General features: G+C 33.8%; 11 protein-coding genes. 5 read left to right on the forward strand and 6 right to left on the reverse strand.

Annotated elements, in window-relative coordinates; genetic code table 11:
• Both ACIQ66_RS05635 and ACIQ66_RS05640 read right to left on the reverse strand, forming a co-directional pair.
• Positions 1 to 6,688, reverse strand: a 6,688-nt coding sequence (locus ACIQ66_RS05635; protein WP_396211814.1) for a choice-of-anchor L domain-containing protein, incomplete at its 3' end; no start/stop codon positions are given.
• Between the two features lie 184 nt (positions 6,689 to 6,872).
• On the reverse strand, positions 6,873 to 8,312 hold the full coding sequence (locus ACIQ66_RS05640) for a nucleoside recognition domain-containing protein (RefSeq protein WP_396211815.1): 1,440 nt from the start codon (positions 8,310 to 8,312) through the stop codon (positions 6,873 to 6,875).
• A 95-nt stretch (positions 8,313 to 8,407) separates the two neighbouring features.
• Between ACIQ66_RS05640 and bioD the strand changes: the two genes are divergently transcribed.
• From bioD to ACIQ66_RS05655, 3 genes are all read left to right on the forward strand, one after another.
• A complete protein-coding gene (bioD, locus tag ACIQ66_RS05645; RefSeq protein ID WP_396211816.1) occupies positions 8,408 to 9,025 on the forward strand; it encodes a dethiobiotin synthase in 618 nt (205 codons plus the stop codon).
• Positions 9,026 to 9,124: 99 nt separating this feature from the next.
• Positions 9,125 to 10,396, forward strand: coding sequence for an adenosylmethionine--8-amino-7-oxononanoate transaminase (gene bioA, locus ACIQ66_RS05650; RefSeq protein ID WP_396211817.1), 1,272 nt, complete (start codon positions 9,125 to 9,127; stop codon positions 10,394 to 10,396).
• A gap of 101 nt (positions 10,397 to 10,497) precedes the next feature.
• Positions 10,498 to 11,658 (forward strand): beta-ketoacyl synthase N-terminal-like domain-containing protein, encoded by a 1,161-nt coding sequence (locus tag ACIQ66_RS05655; RefSeq protein WP_396211818.1) that lies wholly within the window; start codon positions 10,498 to 10,500, stop codon positions 11,656 to 11,658.
• A 21-nt stretch (positions 11,659 to 11,679) separates the two neighbouring features.
• Here the strand turns inward: ACIQ66_RS05655 and ACIQ66_RS05660 are convergent, their stop codons facing one another.
• Positions 11,680 to 12,153, reverse strand: a complete 474-nt coding sequence (locus ACIQ66_RS05660; RefSeq protein ID WP_396211819.1) for a regulatory protein RecX — start codon at positions 12,151 to 12,153, stop codon at positions 11,680 to 11,682.
• 218 nt (positions 12,154 to 12,371) lie between these two features.
• Here ACIQ66_RS05660 and ACIQ66_RS05665 point away from each other — a divergent pair, with 218 nt between their 5' ends.
• Entirely contained in the window at positions 12,372 to 13,199 is an 828-nt protein-coding gene (locus ACIQ66_RS05665) for a hypothetical protein (RefSeq protein ID WP_396211820.1), read from the forward strand.
• Positions 13,200 to 13,297: 98 nt separating this feature from the next.
• Here the strand turns inward: ACIQ66_RS05665 and bioB are convergent, their stop codons facing one another.
• Positions 13,298 to 14,383: a biotin synthase BioB gene (bioB, locus tag ACIQ66_RS05670; protein ID WP_396211821.1), complete on the reverse strand. Its 1,086-nt coding sequence runs from the start codon at positions 14,381 to 14,383 to the stop codon at positions 13,298 to 13,300.
• A 72-nt stretch (positions 14,384 to 14,455) separates the two neighbouring features.
• Entirely contained in the window at positions 14,456 to 15,385 is a 930-nt protein-coding gene (locus ACIQ66_RS05675) for a bifunctional riboflavin kinase/FAD synthetase (RefSeq protein ID WP_396211822.1), read from the reverse strand.
• A 152-nt stretch (positions 15,386 to 15,537) separates the two neighbouring features.
• Between ACIQ66_RS05675 and ACIQ66_RS05680 the strand changes: the two genes are divergently transcribed.
• Positions 15,538 to 18,210, forward strand: coding sequence for a reprolysin-like metallopeptidase (locus ACIQ66_RS05680; protein WP_396211823.1), 2,673 nt, complete (start codon positions 15,538 to 15,540; stop codon positions 18,208 to 18,210).
• A 50-nt stretch (positions 18,211 to 18,260) separates the two neighbouring features.
• On the opposite strand, the gene ACIQ66_RS05685 is transcribed toward ACIQ66_RS05680, so the two are convergent.
• Positions 18,261 to 18,770 carry a hypothetical protein gene (locus ACIQ66_RS05685; RefSeq protein WP_396211824.1) on the reverse strand — a complete coding sequence of 170 codons (510 nt, stop codon included), beginning with the start codon at positions 18,768 to 18,770 and terminating at the stop codon, positions 18,261 to 18,263.
• Positions 18,771 to 18,772: the final 2 nt, after the last annotated feature.

Raw genomic sequence — 18,772 nt, forward strand, 5'->3', positions numbered from 1 at the left:
TTGTGTTATCTGAAACACTTACGTTGATTGTTCCTGTCTCGTTAGGACACAAACTCGTTGTTCCTGTAGCTGATAACGTCCACAATGTGTTGCTTGGTGATACAGTATAATTGATAAAATTTGTACACCCAAGAATATCAACAGTTATAGTATAAGTTCCTGTTTGAGTTATTGCTAAACTATTTCCTGTTTCTGAACTGGTTGTTCCGTCAGGTAATAAATACGTGTAAACTTCTGGCGAACCTGTTGTGTTATCTGAAACACTTACGTTGATTGTTCCTGTCTCGTTAGGACACAAACTCGTTGTTCCTGTAGCTGATAACGTCCACAATGTGTTGCTATTTACTAACTCAACATCTTCAGAATTTATACATCCTGAATTATTTACAATACAAGAATACATTCCGTAGTTAGTTCCAGAAATAGTAATGGAATTATTTGTTTCCCCATCAAGATTAACTCCTAAATATTGCCATTGATAAGTAACAAGATTACTATCAAAACTATTATCAGTTGGAACTACAGAAATAATTGTAATTTCTTGAGGACAAATAGAAGTGTCTCCTGCAAAAGTAAATTCAGGAGTCAAATCTTGAACAGTTAATGTAAATGAAACAACTTGATAGCATGATGTTCCTAATTTATTCACTCTCACATAAATAGTTTGAGGATTAGATGTATTAACAAATGTTTCTGGAGTTGTAATTCCGTTTGCTAAGTTGTTTTGATCAGCATCATTAAAAGATGTAAAGAAAACCGCCGTGTGTGATCCTGGTACAAAAGGAGCTAAAATTGATGCTTCATTTAGAGTTAAATTGAATGTTGAAGTTCCGGTTGGAATACAATCAGTCAAATTTTGTGGTGTTCCTGCTATTTGATCTTCTATAAATTCAATTGTAACAAAATCTGTTTGAATACAAGTTGATGCACCATATTGAGCATTTAATGTGTATACTCCTTCGTCTGATACATTTAATGTTGAATTATTTTCATTAGGAATAAGAAAAGAATTTTTAAACCAAGTAAAACTATAAAATGCAGGATCTAAACCAGAATCAATTGCGACAACATCACCTGGACAAATCGCATTTCCTGATGCTTCTAAGAAGTCATTTCCTAATTCAATATTTCCTATATTAAAACTATCACCTTCCAAAAATACAGCAGAGTCAAAAGCAGAGTCATTTTGATCAGCAATTACTAACTTAATATGATATTGACCTCCTGGTGTTACATCAGAAGTTGCGGTTAAAGGAACAGTAAATCCATTAAAAGCTATTGGATCTCCTAGTGGGTTGATTCCTGGAGATCCAGTTCCAAACGCTGGACCAAAAAAGCTTCCAAAATAGTCAACATTTTGAGATTCACAATTTGGATTAAATTGTTGGTCACGAATTGTTACCACAGAAACTGGGGTTGCTGAATTTGGTAATACAGCAAGATTACTCACAGTACCAGTTGTCAAATCTGTTAAAATAAAAGCGAATGAATCTGAAAAACCACACTGCCATTGTCCATATTCCTCTGATGCAAATATAAAATTAAAACTAATAGGTGAAGAAATTGGAGTAAAATCAAATTCCAATATAGATGCATTATTTGAATTCATGGCGGTTCCTGTTCCAGCAAGCACAATTTCTTCAAGTTCATCATCTCCTGTCCATAAAAAATTACCCTCACTTAAAGGTGTTATTATATTATTCGGACCAGAAACACTAGCTGCATTTCCTGTAGATAATACAATTCCATCAGCAAATGGAAACTCCGAGTTGGCTCTATTAAAATATCCTATGCCATTAACAGAACCAAAATTTGTTCCTGTAGATGTTGTTATATTAGTAACATTGGCACAAGTAGTATTTAAAAATACATCTTCAATCAATTGTTGAGTGGAATATTGAGTTGTATTAGCCGTAATTGGCGGCAAAATTCTTCCTATACATAAATCAAAAGTTATGTCTTGAACAGTTGCTACAGCTGACCAAACTCTTATAAAATATGTTTGCCCAACAGTTAAACCATTTGCAGTACTTTGATTTGGATCGCTACAATATAATAGTGTTAAATTATTACATAACCCTGAATAAACTGCATGATTAATATCAACATTTGTTCCTTGAACATTTAAAATATCTATTATCTGTTGAGTGCTATTGGCAACAAAGCTAAACCAAATATCATCGTCCTCTGTTCCTGCACATGTGGTTCCGCCTTGAGTTGAAGCAGTAGCGCCAGCTAAAGAACCTGGTGTGGTTTGATTACAAATTAACCCCCCGTTTACAACCGCAACAGTGGCGGTATTACAATTGTCATTAACAACAGCGGCTGGAGTAGTAATACAAACTTCAAAAGTTGCGGTTTGAGATAAATTTGCACCGTTGGTATATACTCTGATTTTATAAGTGTTTCCAATAACTAAATTTGTTGCAATACTTATATTAGGATTACTACAATAAAGTTGTGTTAAAGTTCCACAATCTGAACCTAAATAAAAAGTATGATTAATATCTGTTGCAGTGCCAACAATATTGTTTATGTTGATAATATGTGTCGTACTTGTTGCAACAAAATTAAACCAGACATCATCGTCTGTATTACCAGGACAAACAGGTGAAGTTAATGGTAACGAACCCGATGCTCCTAATGTGTTACCAATAGCAAATTGAGTACACTCTCTATTTGGATTTACAGGAACATTTATTGACCCTGCACAATTGTCGTTTATCGGTTTTGTTATGAATGAGATTGGTGTCAAAATAGTCCATCCGCTTATCTCAGATACAGGACATATTGCTCTAACATAAAATTGATAGGTCGTTTGGGGATTTAGACCTGTAACTGTTACGCTAGAAGTTCCGTCAACTAAGTAATAAAAACCCGATCCAACAGAAACACCTACTAAAGTTCCAACTATTGGGTTTCCGTTTATTGGTGCTGGTGTTCCTTGAGGCGTTACAAAAACTTCCCATTGAGTTGCCGTTCCTTGTTCTGTCCATGTTAATGTTGCTTGACTTGTTGTAATTGTAGTAACATCAACGGCTAATGGTATTGGTTTTAAACAGCCTGTTGGGGTACAATTACCAATTGAATTATACAAAACTGTTTGTGGAGTTCCTTGTCCTGGTTCTTTTATAAATAATGTGTCAAAAAATGGACTCGCAAAAGTAAATCCTATTGTGTCGGGAGAAGTTCCCGCAACGCTCCAATACAAATCATAAGGCACGTTTGGACACAATTTTACAATTATTGGATTACCATTAACTTGAGCTGTACCAACTGTGCTAACAATAATTCCGTTTTGACGTATTTGAAGTCTTGCTCCATTCCAAGTATTAGCGCCAATGCTTCCATCTGTATTATAATTGTTCAACCATATTCTATAATCACACATTTCTGTATCCAAACATCTAAGTGTGTTAAATACTTTTACCGCTGTCCATTTGCTTTTGTTAGTCGAACTACATACTGTTCTAATGTAGTAAAAGTAAATTTGCGCTGCATTTAATCCATTTATTGTATATGGCGAACCATCTGGAGAAGTTACTGTCGTCAATATTTGCCCCGGAAAAGATGGATTATCTGAAGGAATAGCTGTTGGTAATGTCAAAGTAGGACTTGGAACTAGCAAAATTTCCCATTGTGTATCCGTTGGTGAGCCATTTACCCATGTAAAAGTAGCTGAACTTGTTGTTATACTTGCAGCGGTAACATTTGGCAAAGTTGGTCTTGGGCAAGATGGTGGCGTTGTAAATGCTCTCGGACCTGCCACTAAGCTATTGCCATTTGTTTCACCACAATCATTCATAACATAATAATTATAAGCCGTGTCTGGAACTAATCCGGTATATTGAAATTGATTTGCTAAACTTCCTTGCCCAGCAGGAACAGCAACCCATGGAGCACCCGGATTAAAAGGCACTGGAGCTAAAACAACTAATGGTGTTACAAGTGGTGCATCTATAACGTCACTCACTGCTACACTAGCAGTAGTTAGACCATTAACAGTAGCACTATTTGTAACAGAACTATTTATAACATCAGCTGCTGTAATAGTATAAGTTGCTATTGCTTTTCCAAAATTTCCTGGAGGAAGTACAGCTGGAATAACTGGAATTGGATTTGCACTAATTAATGGATCAGAAATAGTTAAACTATTTATTGGCAAACCTCCTGTGTTAGTTACATAAAATTCATATTTGATTGTATCTCCTTCTGAAACCCCCGTTATTTCAGTAACTTTTTTGGTTAATAATAAACTTGGTGTAGCAGGTGTGACAACTGGCAAAGCCAATACCCAAGCAGATTCTGTTGGTGGTGTTGTACTTGTCCAATATAATGGAGCAGTCACAGTTGGAGGAACTCCAACAGTATCCACTACCATTGTGCCCAAGTTCAAAGCTGTTGGTTTAGGACATTTTGGCAAAGTAGTCCAAACACCTGAGTTGGTTGTCCAAGGACTTGGACCATTGTTAGTACAATTTATTTGTACCCAATATCTATATTGCGTATCCTGTTGTAATCCTAATGTTTCTGGAATTGCAAAACCTGGTAACACATTTTCTACCAGAAATGTTGTTGAGTTATTCGGAGTTGGAATGCCATCAGGTACTGTAAATGGTGCTGCGCTAATATAAACATCATACGTAAATCCTAATCCTGCGGCCCATGTTGGCACCGTCCAGTTAAGTGTTGCTCCGTATGCTGTTATTGAGGCAGTACCAAGTGTTCCTGTAACAGCTTGACAAACCGGAAAATCACATTCAGTAATAGCCGTTCCATTTGCACCAAAAATAATTGTCCCTACATTTGGAGCACTATTAGATGGCATTGTAAATAATGTTTGTCCAAATGAGTTTCTTACAGAAACTCCAATTTCTGCAGGTGATGTTCCGCCAACTGACCAAAATAATTCAAAAGGCAAATCATCACATAATGGAACAATAACATTTTGTGAACCTCCTGTTATTGTTGCTCCTATAGTCGCAACGACAATGCCTCCTTGTCTTACTTCCATTCTTCCGCCTTCCCATCCATCACTGCCAATATCAGTTAGTGCAAATGTATAATTACATTGATCTTCAATAAGGCATTGAGTTGTAGTGAATAAAAATGGTCCAACCCAAGGACTGAATGTCCCATTTCCACAATCTGCTCTAACCCAATATTGGTATTCAGTTCCTGCCGCTAAAACTGTTCCATTTTGCATTGTTGTTACTAACGCAGTTGGATTGAGAGTTGCAGTTGTTCCAGTGGTATTTGGTATTTGCTCATCTTTTAACTGAACAAAATATTCCCAAGATGTTGCTCCTGTTGGTCCTGTCCAGTTTAAAGTTGCACTTGTCATACCAGCAACAGCAGTTCCGCTCGTTGGTGGATTACATGAAACTTCTTGTATAGTTAATAAATACTCAAAACTAAAAGTTGCTGCTGTTGATGAAATTAGAATATAATAGGTTGTCCCACCTACTACATTTAAAGTTGGAATTGTTCTCACATTCCCATTATTATTGGCAATACCAGTTACACAATTCACTCCAATGTCTGCACAACTATCATAAACAAAAATACCTGTGTTAGTCACTCCAAAAGGATTCATAGATATAGTGATTTGTCCATCTGCTGCAGGAGTGTATGCATAAACTACATCTTGACCCGCAAGATATGTACCAGTTCCTCCACAACTTGTTCCTGGTGAAGTTTGGGTTATATTGTCTCCATAAACACTTGTGTTGCTTTGATCTGAAAAAGGTAAATCTAAATTTGTAATTGAAAAAGAACAACTTCCACACAATGCCCCTTCTTCTTTCGTTTTGAAAAAATAAGGGCCTGCCCAATTACTTGTTCTACCAGGCCCACATACTGCCTGAACATAATAAGCATATTCTGTGCCAGGCAGTAAGTTAGTTAAAAGATTACTTGGATTGTTTGGCAACCCAGAATTAGTTTGAAAAATAGAGTTTCCAGAAGTTCCTTGGTCAAAAGGATATAAACCAACCTCAACATTAAATAAACTGGCATTTGCCGGGTTAGTCCATTTTATTCTCGCTGAATTACAAGTTGTTTGTTCATGACTAAGATTTATTGGTTCAACACAACGCAAAGCTAGTTGAACATTATCAATTAACCATCTATCTCCTCCTAATGTTGTCCCTGGTTGGGTATGAACTTTAACAAAAGCAATGAATAATTGCTGACCTGTTTGAGTCATATTTATAACCTTTTCATTATATTGGTTAAATGCAAATCCTTCGTTTAATTCGGTTTCTGTAAACTCCTCAAAAACAGTATAAGCTGATAGAATTGTTGGATCACTATTAGTAGAAACCCTAATTTGATATAAAGTTCCAGAATCTCCATTCAATCCTTGTCTTGTAAAAAAACGAAGTTGTTCGTTTGGTCGCATTAGTCTTCTTGGCATAACTAGCCAATCTTCTGATGTAGCATCTTGACCATTAAACCCTCTGGCTACATCGGCAGCTCTACCAATACTATTGAGGGCTAAGGCAGCAGAAGATGGAACCCAGTTGGAAATAGGTCCTACTCCATTATCAAATGTTTTCCAGTCTCCAGAAATTAATGCCCAGTTTCCCGAAGCATCAGGAGCAGAAATCCCTTCAAAATCTTCATTAATTTGTGAAAAACTTGACAAAGAAATTAATAAAAATAAAAGTGAGTAAAATTTTTTCATAATTATGAAAATTTAAAGTAGTTAGTGATTCTTTGGTGTTATGGAAAGATTCAAATATAAGGATTTATTCAAGAAAAATTATGAATTATAGATATAAACGACAAAATGTAAAATACAATAGTTGTAAATACGTACTTTTTTAAAATAAAAAATAATTATTTTAAATTTTTTATCAAATTTTTTTTTAAAAAAACCAACTTGCCACAAAAATGGCAGTAATCACACAAATTAAATCTACTAAAAGCATTGTTCCTAATGTGTATCGAGTGTTTTTTATATTAACCGAACCAAAATAAACTGCAATTACATAGAAAGTACTTTCGGCACTACATTGAAAAATACTGCTCAATCTTCCTGTCATCGAATCGGCTCCAAATGTATTCATAGAATCAATCAAAAATCCTCGCGAACCAGCAGAACTAAATGGACGAAGCAAAGCAACTGGCATCGCATCTATAATATCTTTGCTAACACCCATATTAGAAAAAACAAAAGCAATCCAGTTGCTAATTATTTCAAATAAGCCACTATTTCTAAATAATGAAATGGCAACTAACATTCCTAAAACATAAGGAAAAATAGTAACTCCTGTTTTTACACCATTATTTGCTCCAGTTACAAAAGCTTCATAAACGGTAGTATTTGCTTCGGTAAATTTCTTTTCTTTAATAAATGATAAAATCAAGGTAAAGACAATAATTACAACCAAAATCAAAGCCGAAAGATTAGATGTAAAATAGTTTTTACCTATCAAATCTAATTGATTTACATACATCAACAATCCAATGATTGCTCCTATAATTCCCATCAATCCTGCAACCAAAGAGACACTTTTAAAGTTAATTTTTTGTTTAACTCCTACTATTAAAAAAGCGGCAATTGTTCCAATAAAAGAGGTAATTATACAAGGTAACATAACATCTGCAGGATTTGTAGCGCCTGCAGCAGCACGATATCCAATGATTGAAGTTGCAATTAAGGTAAGTCCAGAAGCATGCAAACACATAAACATAATTTGCGCATCACTGGCTTTATCTTTTTCGGGATTTATTTCTTGTAAACTTTCCATGGCTTTTAACCCAAATGGTGTAGCAGCAGAATCTAAACCAAGGAAATTAGCTGCAAAATTTAAAGTCATATAAGAAATGGAAGGGTGATTTTTCGGAATACTAGGAAAGACTTTTACAAAAACTGGGCTTAAAATCTTTGCCAATTTTTGTGAAGCACCAGAAATAATTAGTAGTTCCATCAATCCGCAGAAGAAGGCTAAATAGGCCATTAGAGGCAAAATCAAATCAAGTAAAGTGCTTTTACAAGTTGGCAATAAACCATCTGATTTTTGAACTCCACTATAAATTTTAACTACTTTATTTTTATAAACATAAGTAGTATCAATAGTAAGCGTATCACGATTAATCACCATTGTTTTTTCGGGTGCTTTAGCGATGCTGTCTTTAATAAAAGCTGGCAATTCGGATATATATTTTTCAGAAATTAAGATAGGATCATCTTTTTTTCCATTTAAAACATGATCAATTGTGTAGCTTTTTCCAGAGAATAAACTAGTAATCACAAACACAATTGATGAAATAAAAATAACTAACCAAAATCTACTTAATACCATGATTTATTTTTTGGTAAATATAAAATTTATTAAACTTGAAACGAAATTATTTTAAAATCCAATTATAGTTTACGACCTTTGAACAAAATCATTTTATGAAACTATTCGTAACAGGCATTGGAACTGATGTTGGAAAAACCGTAGCATCAACCATACTAACACAAGCGTTGGAAGCTGATTATTGGAAACCTGTTCAAGCAGGTGATTTGGATAATTCTGATAGCCACAAGGTGAAATCTCAAATCTCAAATTCTAAATCTCAAATTTTTGAAAACAGTTATAAACTCAATACACCTGCAAGTCCGCATTTAGCTGCTGCAATTGACGGAATCACAATTGATTTAAAAAAAATAATTGAACCAAAAACAAAAAATAATCTTGTAATTGAAGGCGCTGGAGGCGTTCTTGTTCCTTTAAACAATGAAGATTGCATCATCGATTTGATTCAAAAAGATTACAAAGTCATCATTGTTTCTCGCCATTACTTAGGGAGCATTAATCACACGTTGTTGACTTTTGAAGCTCTAAAATCTAGAAAAATTGAAGTTTCCGGAATCATTTTTTCTGGTGATGAAAATAAAGCTACTGAAGAAATAATTCTTTCTAAAACAAAAGCCAAATTTATAGGAAGAATAAATAATGAACCGTATTTCGATCAAAATGTAATTCAGTATTATGCTGATAAGTTTAGAGACTCACTTTTAACATTATAAGAGAAGAGAAAATAGAGAATAAAATATAGACTTACTTATCTTTGCAAAAACATTTAGCGATTAGTATATTCTATTCTCTATTTCAATATTCTAAAAAAAATGTCACTTTCACAACGAGATAAAGCCCACAATTGGCATCCGTACACGCAACATAAAACAGCTTCTGATTTTCCTGCAATCGTAAAAGGGAAAGGCGCTTTACTTTGGGACGAAAACGGCAAAGAATACATCGATGCCATAGCTTCTTGGTGGGTTAATCCTTTTGGCCATTCTAACCAAGTTATTGCTGATGCTATTTATGAGCAGTTAACAACTCTTGAGCACGTTTTATTTGGAGGATTTACACACAATAAAGCAGTAGAATTATCTGAGAAATTAATTGAAATTCTTCCATTCAATCAACAAAAGATTTTCTATTCAGACAATGGTTCGACAGCGGTAGAAGTAGCTATCAAAGTTGCACTTCAATACAATTTTAACAAAGATATTAAGAAAACCAAAATCATCGCTTTTGAAGATGCTTTTCACGGAGATACTTTTGGAGCAATGGCTGCAAGCGGAATTTCATTTTTTACAGAAGCCTTCAAAGGTTCACTTTTAGAAGTCGTTCGCATTCCTGTTCCAACAGCTGGAAACGAAGAAAAAACACTTAAATCTTTAGAAAATTTAGTCAAAACCAACGAATTTGCCGCCTTCATTTTTGAACCATTAGCACTTGGTGCGGCCGGAATGGTAATGTATTCTCCCAAAATTTTAGAACAATTAATTACTGTTTGCAAACAAAATAATGTCTTCACCATTGCCGACGAAGTCATGACTGGTTTTGGTAAAACAGGAAAAAATTTCGCATGCGACTATTTAGTCGAAAAACCCGACATGATGTGCTTGTCAAAAGCCTTAACAGGTGGCGCAATTCCAATGGCAATTACCACTTTTACTCAAGAAATCTTCGATGGGTTTTATGACAACGACACCAACAAAGCTCTTTTACACGGACATACATTTACTGCAAATCCGACTGGTTGTGCTGCAGCCTTGGCAAGTATTTTTCTATTACAAACTCCTGAAATTCAGCAGAATATAAATAAAATAAATCAAAGTCATTTGGCTTTTGAATCTAAAATAAAATCACATCCAAAAATAAAAACTACAAGAGTTCTCGGTGTTATTTTTGCCCTAGAAATCAAAACCGATTCTCAAGAAAGTTATTACGGAACCATGCGCAACAAACTCTATAATTTTTTCATCGAAAACGGCATTATTTTGCGCCCAGTTGGAAACATTGTTTACATTTTGCCACCGTATGTAATTTCCAAAAATCAATTAGAAAAAGTCTATCAAACTATCGAAAAAGCATTAGAAATAGTGTAATTTTGTAACTTAACCACAAAGGTCACAAAGAATGCACTAAGTGCGCTAAGCTTTGTGTTCATCGTGATCGCTTAGTGTACTTAGTGGTTAAATTTTTACTATTGAAAACTAAAATCGCCATAACATCACTTGCTTCTATTTCTCCATTAGGAAATAATCCTGAGGCTATTTGGAAAAATTATCTTTCAACCGAAACACTTTTTTTAAGTAAAATTTTCAATGGTCAACCTCAACATGTAGCCACAATTCCAGCAGAAATAAGAAACAAAATTGAAATTTTAAAACAATCTGAAATCAAATACAAATCATTAGATGAAACGGTTTTGCTTTCTATTTTAGTTTCGCGTCAAGCCATTAAAAATGCTGGCTGGAAAAACGGTGATACTTTCGGAATAAACATTGGTTCTTCTCGTGGTGCAACTCAATTATTCGAAAAACACCATAAAGAATTTCTCGAAACTGGAAAAACGTCAACATTAGCATCGCCAACTACAACTCTTGGAAATATATCCTCTTGGGTTGCACACGATTTAAAAAACAATGGCCCCGAAATTTCACATTCTATAACCTGTTCAACTGCTTTACACGCCGTTTTAAATGCCGTTGCTTGGTTACAATCTGGTATGGCTACCAAATTTCTTGTCGGTGGAAGTGAAGCGCCATTAACCGACTTTACAATAGCACAAATGAATGCTTTGAAGATTTATTCAAAAGAATCTGATGAATTTCCGTGCAAAGCTTTTGATTTGACAAAAACTAAAAACACTATGGTTCTTGGAGAAGGCGCAGCTGTAGCTTGTTTAGAATTGGATAAAAAAGAAAACGCATTGGCCTATATCGAAGGAATTGGCTACGCGACAGATGATATTGAACACAATATTTCCATTTCTGATGAAGCCAATTGTTTTCAAAAATCTATGAAAATGGCTTTACAAAACACCAATCTCGAAGATGTAGATGCAATCGTTATGCATGCACCAGGAACTTTAAAAGGTGACACTTCTGAAGTCAAAGCCATTCAAAAAGTCTTCGGGAAAAATCATCCAATACTTACTACCAACAAATGGAAAGTAGGTCACACTTTCGGAGCATCGGGAATGCTAAATATGGAAATGGCTATTTTAATGATGCAACACAATCAATTTATTGAAGTCCCTTTCGCTGAAAAGCAATTTCATAAAAAACAAATAAAAAAAGTATTAATAAACGCTGTTGGTTTTGGCGGAAATGCGGTTAGTGTTTTATTGAGTAAAGATTTTTAGTTTCGAGTTGTCAACTGAAAATTATTTCTCCAATTCTTTTACTTTTTCGTAAACAAGTTCGCTTTCAAAACCCTTTCGTAGTAAAAAGTCGCAAAACTTCTTTCTTTTTTTTAATGAATTTCGTTCGTGCAAACTTTCCCAATTTCTTTCGGCTAGTTTGTCAAATGTTTCATGATATTGTTCTTCCGAAATTTCTTTTAAAGCAGTTGTAATATTACGTTGCGAAATAGTTCTAAATTTCAATTCGCTAACTATTCGAACTCTTCCCCAAGATTTTATGCGATGTTTTCCTCTTGCAAATGAACAAGCAAAACGCTCCTCATTCAAAAAATTTTGGTTAATTAAATAACTAACTATTTCGTCAATTTCATTTTGTTTTTGTCCTAAATCCCAAAGCTTTGAAACAACCTCTTTATGGCATCGTTCTTGATAAGCACAATAAGCTTCCAATTTTTTTTTGGCTTCTTCAAAAGTATAAGAAATTGACTGGTTCAAAATGATTTAATTTTTTTTAAAAAATTAGAAACTCAAAATTAATGTTAAAAATTGAACGAAATTCATGTTGCATAGATTTTATTTAAATTTTTAAAAATGTTCTATAATATTTTTATATCTTTATATTAAGTTACTCTTGCACTAAAATTAATAGCAAAATAACAATAATTTTATACTGAAATATAAGCTTTTATTTGTTATTTGAATACTTTTGAATTATGAAAAAACAATTATTATTTTTATTTTTAATAGCAGTCACTTCTTTGAACGCTCAAGTTGGTATTAATACACCAACTCCACATGTTTCTGCAGAATTAGATATATCCTCAACTTCTAAAGGATTACTTGTCCCTAGATTAACTACTTCGGCAATTAATTCGTTGTCTGCAACTGCTTCTGAAGGGTTGATAGTCTTTGATACTAACAAAAAAATCTTTTTGGGTTGGGATGGTACAAAGTGGCAAATTTTTGGTAACACAAATAATTCATTAGTGTCTTATGCTAATTGGGAAGTGGGTGGCTTACCTGGTGGAACTAATAATTTTGGCCCTTCTCCTTTTGCTGGTACAATCAATCAAATTACTTCGGCAAGTTTGGTTCGCGGTTCTGGATTAAACTCAACCACTACTGGTGCTACTGGTGCTTGGGGCGGAAATGGGTTTGATTATTTAACCTTAGCAAATGCAATTACAAACGGTGATTACGCAACTATTACTTTATCATTGCCATCAACTGCCGTTTATTCTTTTGTTAAAATTGCAGCACATAACTTTAGAAGATCCACGACTGGTCCAACAAGTGCTCAATGGCAATATTCAATTGATGGAACAACTTTTATCAATATTGGAACTCCAATTGCTTTAGGTAGCACAGCCGGGGCTGGTAATAATGTTTCTGAAATCCCTTTAGATTCTTACTATGATCTTCAAAATATTTCTAACATTACTGTTACTTTTAGAATTGTTGGATACGGCGGAACTGGAGGAACTTGGTACATAAACAATACAACTGGAAATGATTTAGATTTTATAGGAACGGTTGAATAATTCAATAATCTTAAAATTAAAAAACTCTTGTTTATTGAACATGCCCCAAATAGTGTCTAAACTTTTGGGTGCAGTCTATATAGCAAGAGTTTTTTAATTTATTTACCTTTAATTGAAGCTTCTAAATTTCGTTCGATCTTGTGCTCAGGTCTTGTCCATTTTGGTTTTTCTCCTAAAGCTTGGTATTGAGAATCTTCGGCTTCAACTGTTTTAGGTTGCATTAATTTGATGAATGGTTTTTGTGGCATTAAACCAAGCGTTTCAAACATTTTCATATCTTCATTTACATCTGGATTTGGAGTTGTCAAAAGTTTATCTCCTGCAAAAATTGAATTTGCTCCAGCAAAGAAACACATTGCTTGTCCTTCTCTACTCATTTCAGTTCTTCCAGCAGAAAGTCTAACTTGTGTATCTGGCATGATAATTCTGGTTGTTGCTACCATTCTAATCATTTCCCAAATTTCTACAGGCTTCTCATTTTCCATTGGAGTTCCTTCAACAGCAACAAGTGCATTTATAGGTACCGATTCTGGTTGCGGATTTAATGTTGATAAAGCAACTAACATTCCTGCTCTATCTTCAATACTTTCTCCCATTCCTATAATTCCACCACTACAAACGGTTACATTTGTTTTTCTAACATTATCTATTGTTTGCAATCTATCTTCAAAACCACGCGTCGAAATTACTTCTTTATAATATTCTTCTGAAGTGTCTAAATTATGGTTATAGGCATAAAGTCCGGCTTCGGCTAATCGTTGTGCTTGATTTTCGGTAAGCATCCCCAACGTACAACAAACTTCCATATCCAATTTATTGATAGTTCGAACCATTTCAAGAACCTGATCAAATTCTGGTCCGTCTTTTACATTTCTCCAGGCTGCTCCCATACATACACGAGAAGAACCGCTTGATTTAGCACGTAATGCTTGTGCTTTTACCTGATGAACACTCATTAAATCATTACCTTCAATATCTGTATGGTATCTTGCTGCTTGTGGACAATAGCCACAATCTTCTGGGCAACCACCAGTTTTTATAGATAATAAAGTAGAAACTTGAACCACATTTGGGTCGTGATTTTCTCTATGAATCGTTGCTGCTTCGTACATTAAATCCATTAAAGGTTTGTTGTAAACAGCTATGATTTCTTCTTTTGTCCAGTTATGTCTTGTTGGAGTCATTTTATTTATTTTAACAATGTTTCAAAAGTAGTTATTTCAATAATAAGAAACAAAGATTAATGTTATTTGAAACTAAGGTTGTTTAATATAAGTAATTACTGATTGTTTATCCTTTTCGATTTGTTTCTTCAAATCCTCTAAAGAATCAAACTTTTTTTCGTCACGAATTCTATCTAAAATTGTTACCGATATAGAAGTGTAATAAATATCTTTATCAAAATCAAAGAAATAAACCTCAATAGTTTGATTTTTTCCATCAACAGTTGGTCGATTTCCAATATTCATCATTCCAAAATGGATTTTTTCATCAATAGACGATTTCACAATATAAACACCGTTTTTTGGAATAAGTTTGTATGCTTCATCTATTTGAATATTAGCAGTTGGAAAACCTATTGTTCTTCCTAATTGTTTTCCTTTTATAACTTTTCCTGAAAAAGAATATTGATAACCAAGATATTGATTAGCAAGAACTATATTTCCTTCTAATAAAGCCGTTCTTATTTTGGTAGAACTTATGGCAACTTGGTCAATTTTTTGAGCAGAAATTTGCTCCACTTCAAAATTGTATTTTTTTCCAAAAATTATTAAATCATCAATCGAGGCGCTTCTATCTTTACCAAATCGATGGTCGTGACCAAGAATTATCTTTTTGATTTTTAATTTTTCAACTAAAATTTTGGCAACAAATTCTTCGGCTGATAATTGTGAAAATATTTCGTCAAAGGGATGAATAATTAAATTAGAGAGTCCAATTTTTTCAAGTAATTCGATTTTTTCGTTTATGGTGTTCAATAGTTTTACACCCAATTCATGAGCCAAAACCATTCTTGGATGTGGAAAAAAAGTTAAAATTAAACTTTCATAATCCGAATTTTGGGCATCTTCAATAATTTTTTCAATAATTTCTTGGTGCCCAATATGAACTCCGTCAAATGTTCCAATGGTAACAATTGACTGTTTTTGACTAACATAACTCGAAATAGAATTGAAAACTTTCAAACTTTAAATTTTTGTGGCAAAAATATATTTTATAAAGGATTAATAATATAAAAAAGACAACTAAAATCTTCAATATTTGTTAAATATATAACTGATAACTATCAAAATAAAAAATAAATACTATTTTTACAGTCTATTAAACAAAAAATGAAATGAAAAAATTATTACTTTTACTAACAGTTTTACTAACTGTAAGCAGTTTTGGTCAATCTAATTTATGGCAAAAACTGGATTCAAAAGATGTTGTTGGTCTTGAAAAACTTCCAAGAGATTCTAACCCAACTAAGTACCAATTGTATTCATTAAACTTTAATGAATTAAAAAATGTGTTGGCTTCTGCTCCTAAAAGATTATCTGGAGAAGTTTCTAATGTTATTGTAGCTTTCCCGAATGCTGAAGGAGAATTGCAAAATTTCAGAATATATGAAGCTTCAGTGATGCACCAAGATTTGGCGGCAAGACATCCTGAAATTCAAGCTTATGTTGGAAAAGGAATTGATGATAAAACAGCAACTATACGTTTTAGCACAACTCTTTTTGGATTACATACAATGACATTTGCAGCAGATAAAAGCGCTTCTTACATTGATCCATATTCTAAAGATTTAAATCATTATATAGTTTATAATAAATCTGATTTAACAACTAATAGAGTTTTTGAATGTGGAGTTGTTAACGAAACTGATATAAATCCAGCCGATATTGATACTAGTGAAATTGCTTTACGTGCTGAAAATGGCTTATTCAAAACATATCGTTTAGCTATGGCTTGTACCATAGAATATGCAGGATTTCATGTTAGCGCAGCTGGTTTAAATAGTGGAACTTTAGCACAAAAGAAAGCCGCCGTTTTAGCAGCAATGAATGTAACAATGACAAGATTAAATGGAATTTACGAAAATGACATGGCACTTACTATGGTATTGGTTCCTAACAATGAAAATATTATATTTATAACTTCTGATAGCTTCTCAAATACAAATCCAGGCTCTCTAATAAATGAAAGTCAGACCGTAATTGACGCAACTATTGGTTCAGCTAATTACGATATTGGTCACACCGTTAGTACAGGAGGTGGTGGTCTTGCTCAAAAAAATGTACCTTGTACAGGAAGCAAAGCTAGAGGAATAACTGGTTCTGACGCTCCGGTAGGAGATCCATACGACATTGATTATGTAGCTCACGAAATAGGACACCAATGGGGTTGCGACCACACTTTTAACAACTCATGCGATGGCAATGTAGCACCAACAAGCGCATTCGAACCTGGAAGTGGAAGTACAATTATGGCTTATGCCAATATTTGTCCGCCTAACGTTCAAGGTGCCTCTGACGCATATTTTCATGCAAGAAGTATTTTACAAATGATAAGCCATGTTAATGGTACAGGGAATTGCGGTGATATTTTGCCGAATAATAATAGTGCTCCAGTAATCGCAGCATTACAAAATTACACAATACCAAAGTCTACGGCTTTTGTTTTAGACGCGCAAGTAACAGATGCTGATGGTGATGCCTTAACGTATTGTTGGGAACAATATAACTTTCAAAGTTCTACACAACCACCACTAGCAACTAGTGCTTCTGGTCCAAATTATAGATCGTTAATCCCTTCAAGTTCTTCTAAAAGATACATGCCTGTACTTTCAAGTGTTTTGGCTGGAAATTTAACCCCTCAATGGGAAGTAACCCCATCTGTTGCAAGAACTATGACTTTTTCACTTTTAGTTAGAGATAATGAGCTGGTAAATGGTGGGCAAACTAAAAGGGCTACCAACACAGTAACCGTTAATGGAACTGCTGGTCCATTTACTGTTACATCACAATCAACTCAGGAAGGTTGGGCAGCGGGTTCAACTAAAACTGTAACTTGGAATGTTGCAGGAACAAATGTCGCGCCAGTAAATACTGCAACAGTTACAATTAAATTATCAACAGATGGCGGTTTAACATTCCCACATGTTTTAGTAGCTGGAACTCCAAACGATGGCTCAGAAACAATAACTGTTCCTAGTTTACCAGCATCTCAAACTTGTAGATTGATGGTAGAAGCTGATGGAAATATTTATTATGCTGTAAACTCTACAAACTTTTTATTGGGTTATTCTGTAGCAACAGAATGTACAACATATAACTATACTGGCCCCGCATTTGCTCCTGCAGATGGTTCAAATTCATTTACTGTAAAAACTATAAATGTGCCTGTTGGTGGTACTATTAGCGATGTAAATGTAACGATTAATGCAACGCATCCTAATATACAAAACTATTTTATCTCAATGTCTAGACCTAGTGGCAGTTTGATAAATATTTACAACCAACAATGCGCTGGAAGTGCTAATATGAACATAACATTTGACCAACAAGGTTCTGTGCTAACATGTGCAAGTCCTACATCAGGAACTTATATTCCTCCAACTAGTGCAAATTTGAATACATTAAATATAAATGTTCCTGCAGGTAATTGGTCTTTTGGTTTCAAAGATTTAGTAGCCGGAAATACTGGAACTATCAATTCTATAGCTCTAGAAATTTGTAGAAATGTCGTTACATTACTAGCTAATGAAGAATTCTCATTTCAAGATTTAGCAATATATCCAAATCCAAATAGTGGAGAATTTACTGTTCAATTTGCTTCTAATTCATCTAACAAAGTAGGTATTGAAGTTATTGATTTAAGAGGTAGAAAAATATTTGAAAACCAATATGCTAATTCGGGATTGTTTAATCAAACTATTCAATTAGATAATGCGCAATCAGGAATTTACCTAGTTTCTATTACTGATGGAGATAAGAAAATTGTTAAGAAAATTGTGGTTGAATAATCACTGAAACAATTATATACTAAAAGAGTTCGCTAATTGCGAACTCTTTTTTATTTTAATCTAATTGAAATATTTTTTATTATCTTCGGAACTTCTTTTATTTCAAAATCTAAATCTATTTTATCTTTTGTTATTTTTAGATTTCCATTCTTTACTTTAAAATTTCCTGCTTGTCCTTTACAATAACAAAATCGACCAAATAACATTTTTACATTTTGAAGATTTTCATTTGAAATAGTTTCTTCTTTAAATTCATTTTCTATTTCAAACACAATTTCTTCTCTATAATTAGCATCTTGCAAATCTGCTTCAACTTTTTTATCGTAAGTGTATTTGATCACTTTATGCTTCAAATCATCTTCTAATTGATAGTATAAACTTCCTGTTCCATCATCAAGAACAGTCATTTTTTTGTTCTCAAGAATTTCTATTTTGCAATCTCCTTCTTTTGGACACAGACTTTCAAGAACAATTTTTTTTGGGTTAACCTTTACGGTTTGTTTGGAACAATTACATGAAAACAAAAAAAGACTAGCTAGCATAATTGAATAATTCTTCATAA

This window comes from Flavobacterium sp. (assembly GCF_044377315.1).
GTDB lineage: Bacteria > Bacteroidota > Bacteroidia > Flavobacteriales > Flavobacteriaceae > Flavobacterium.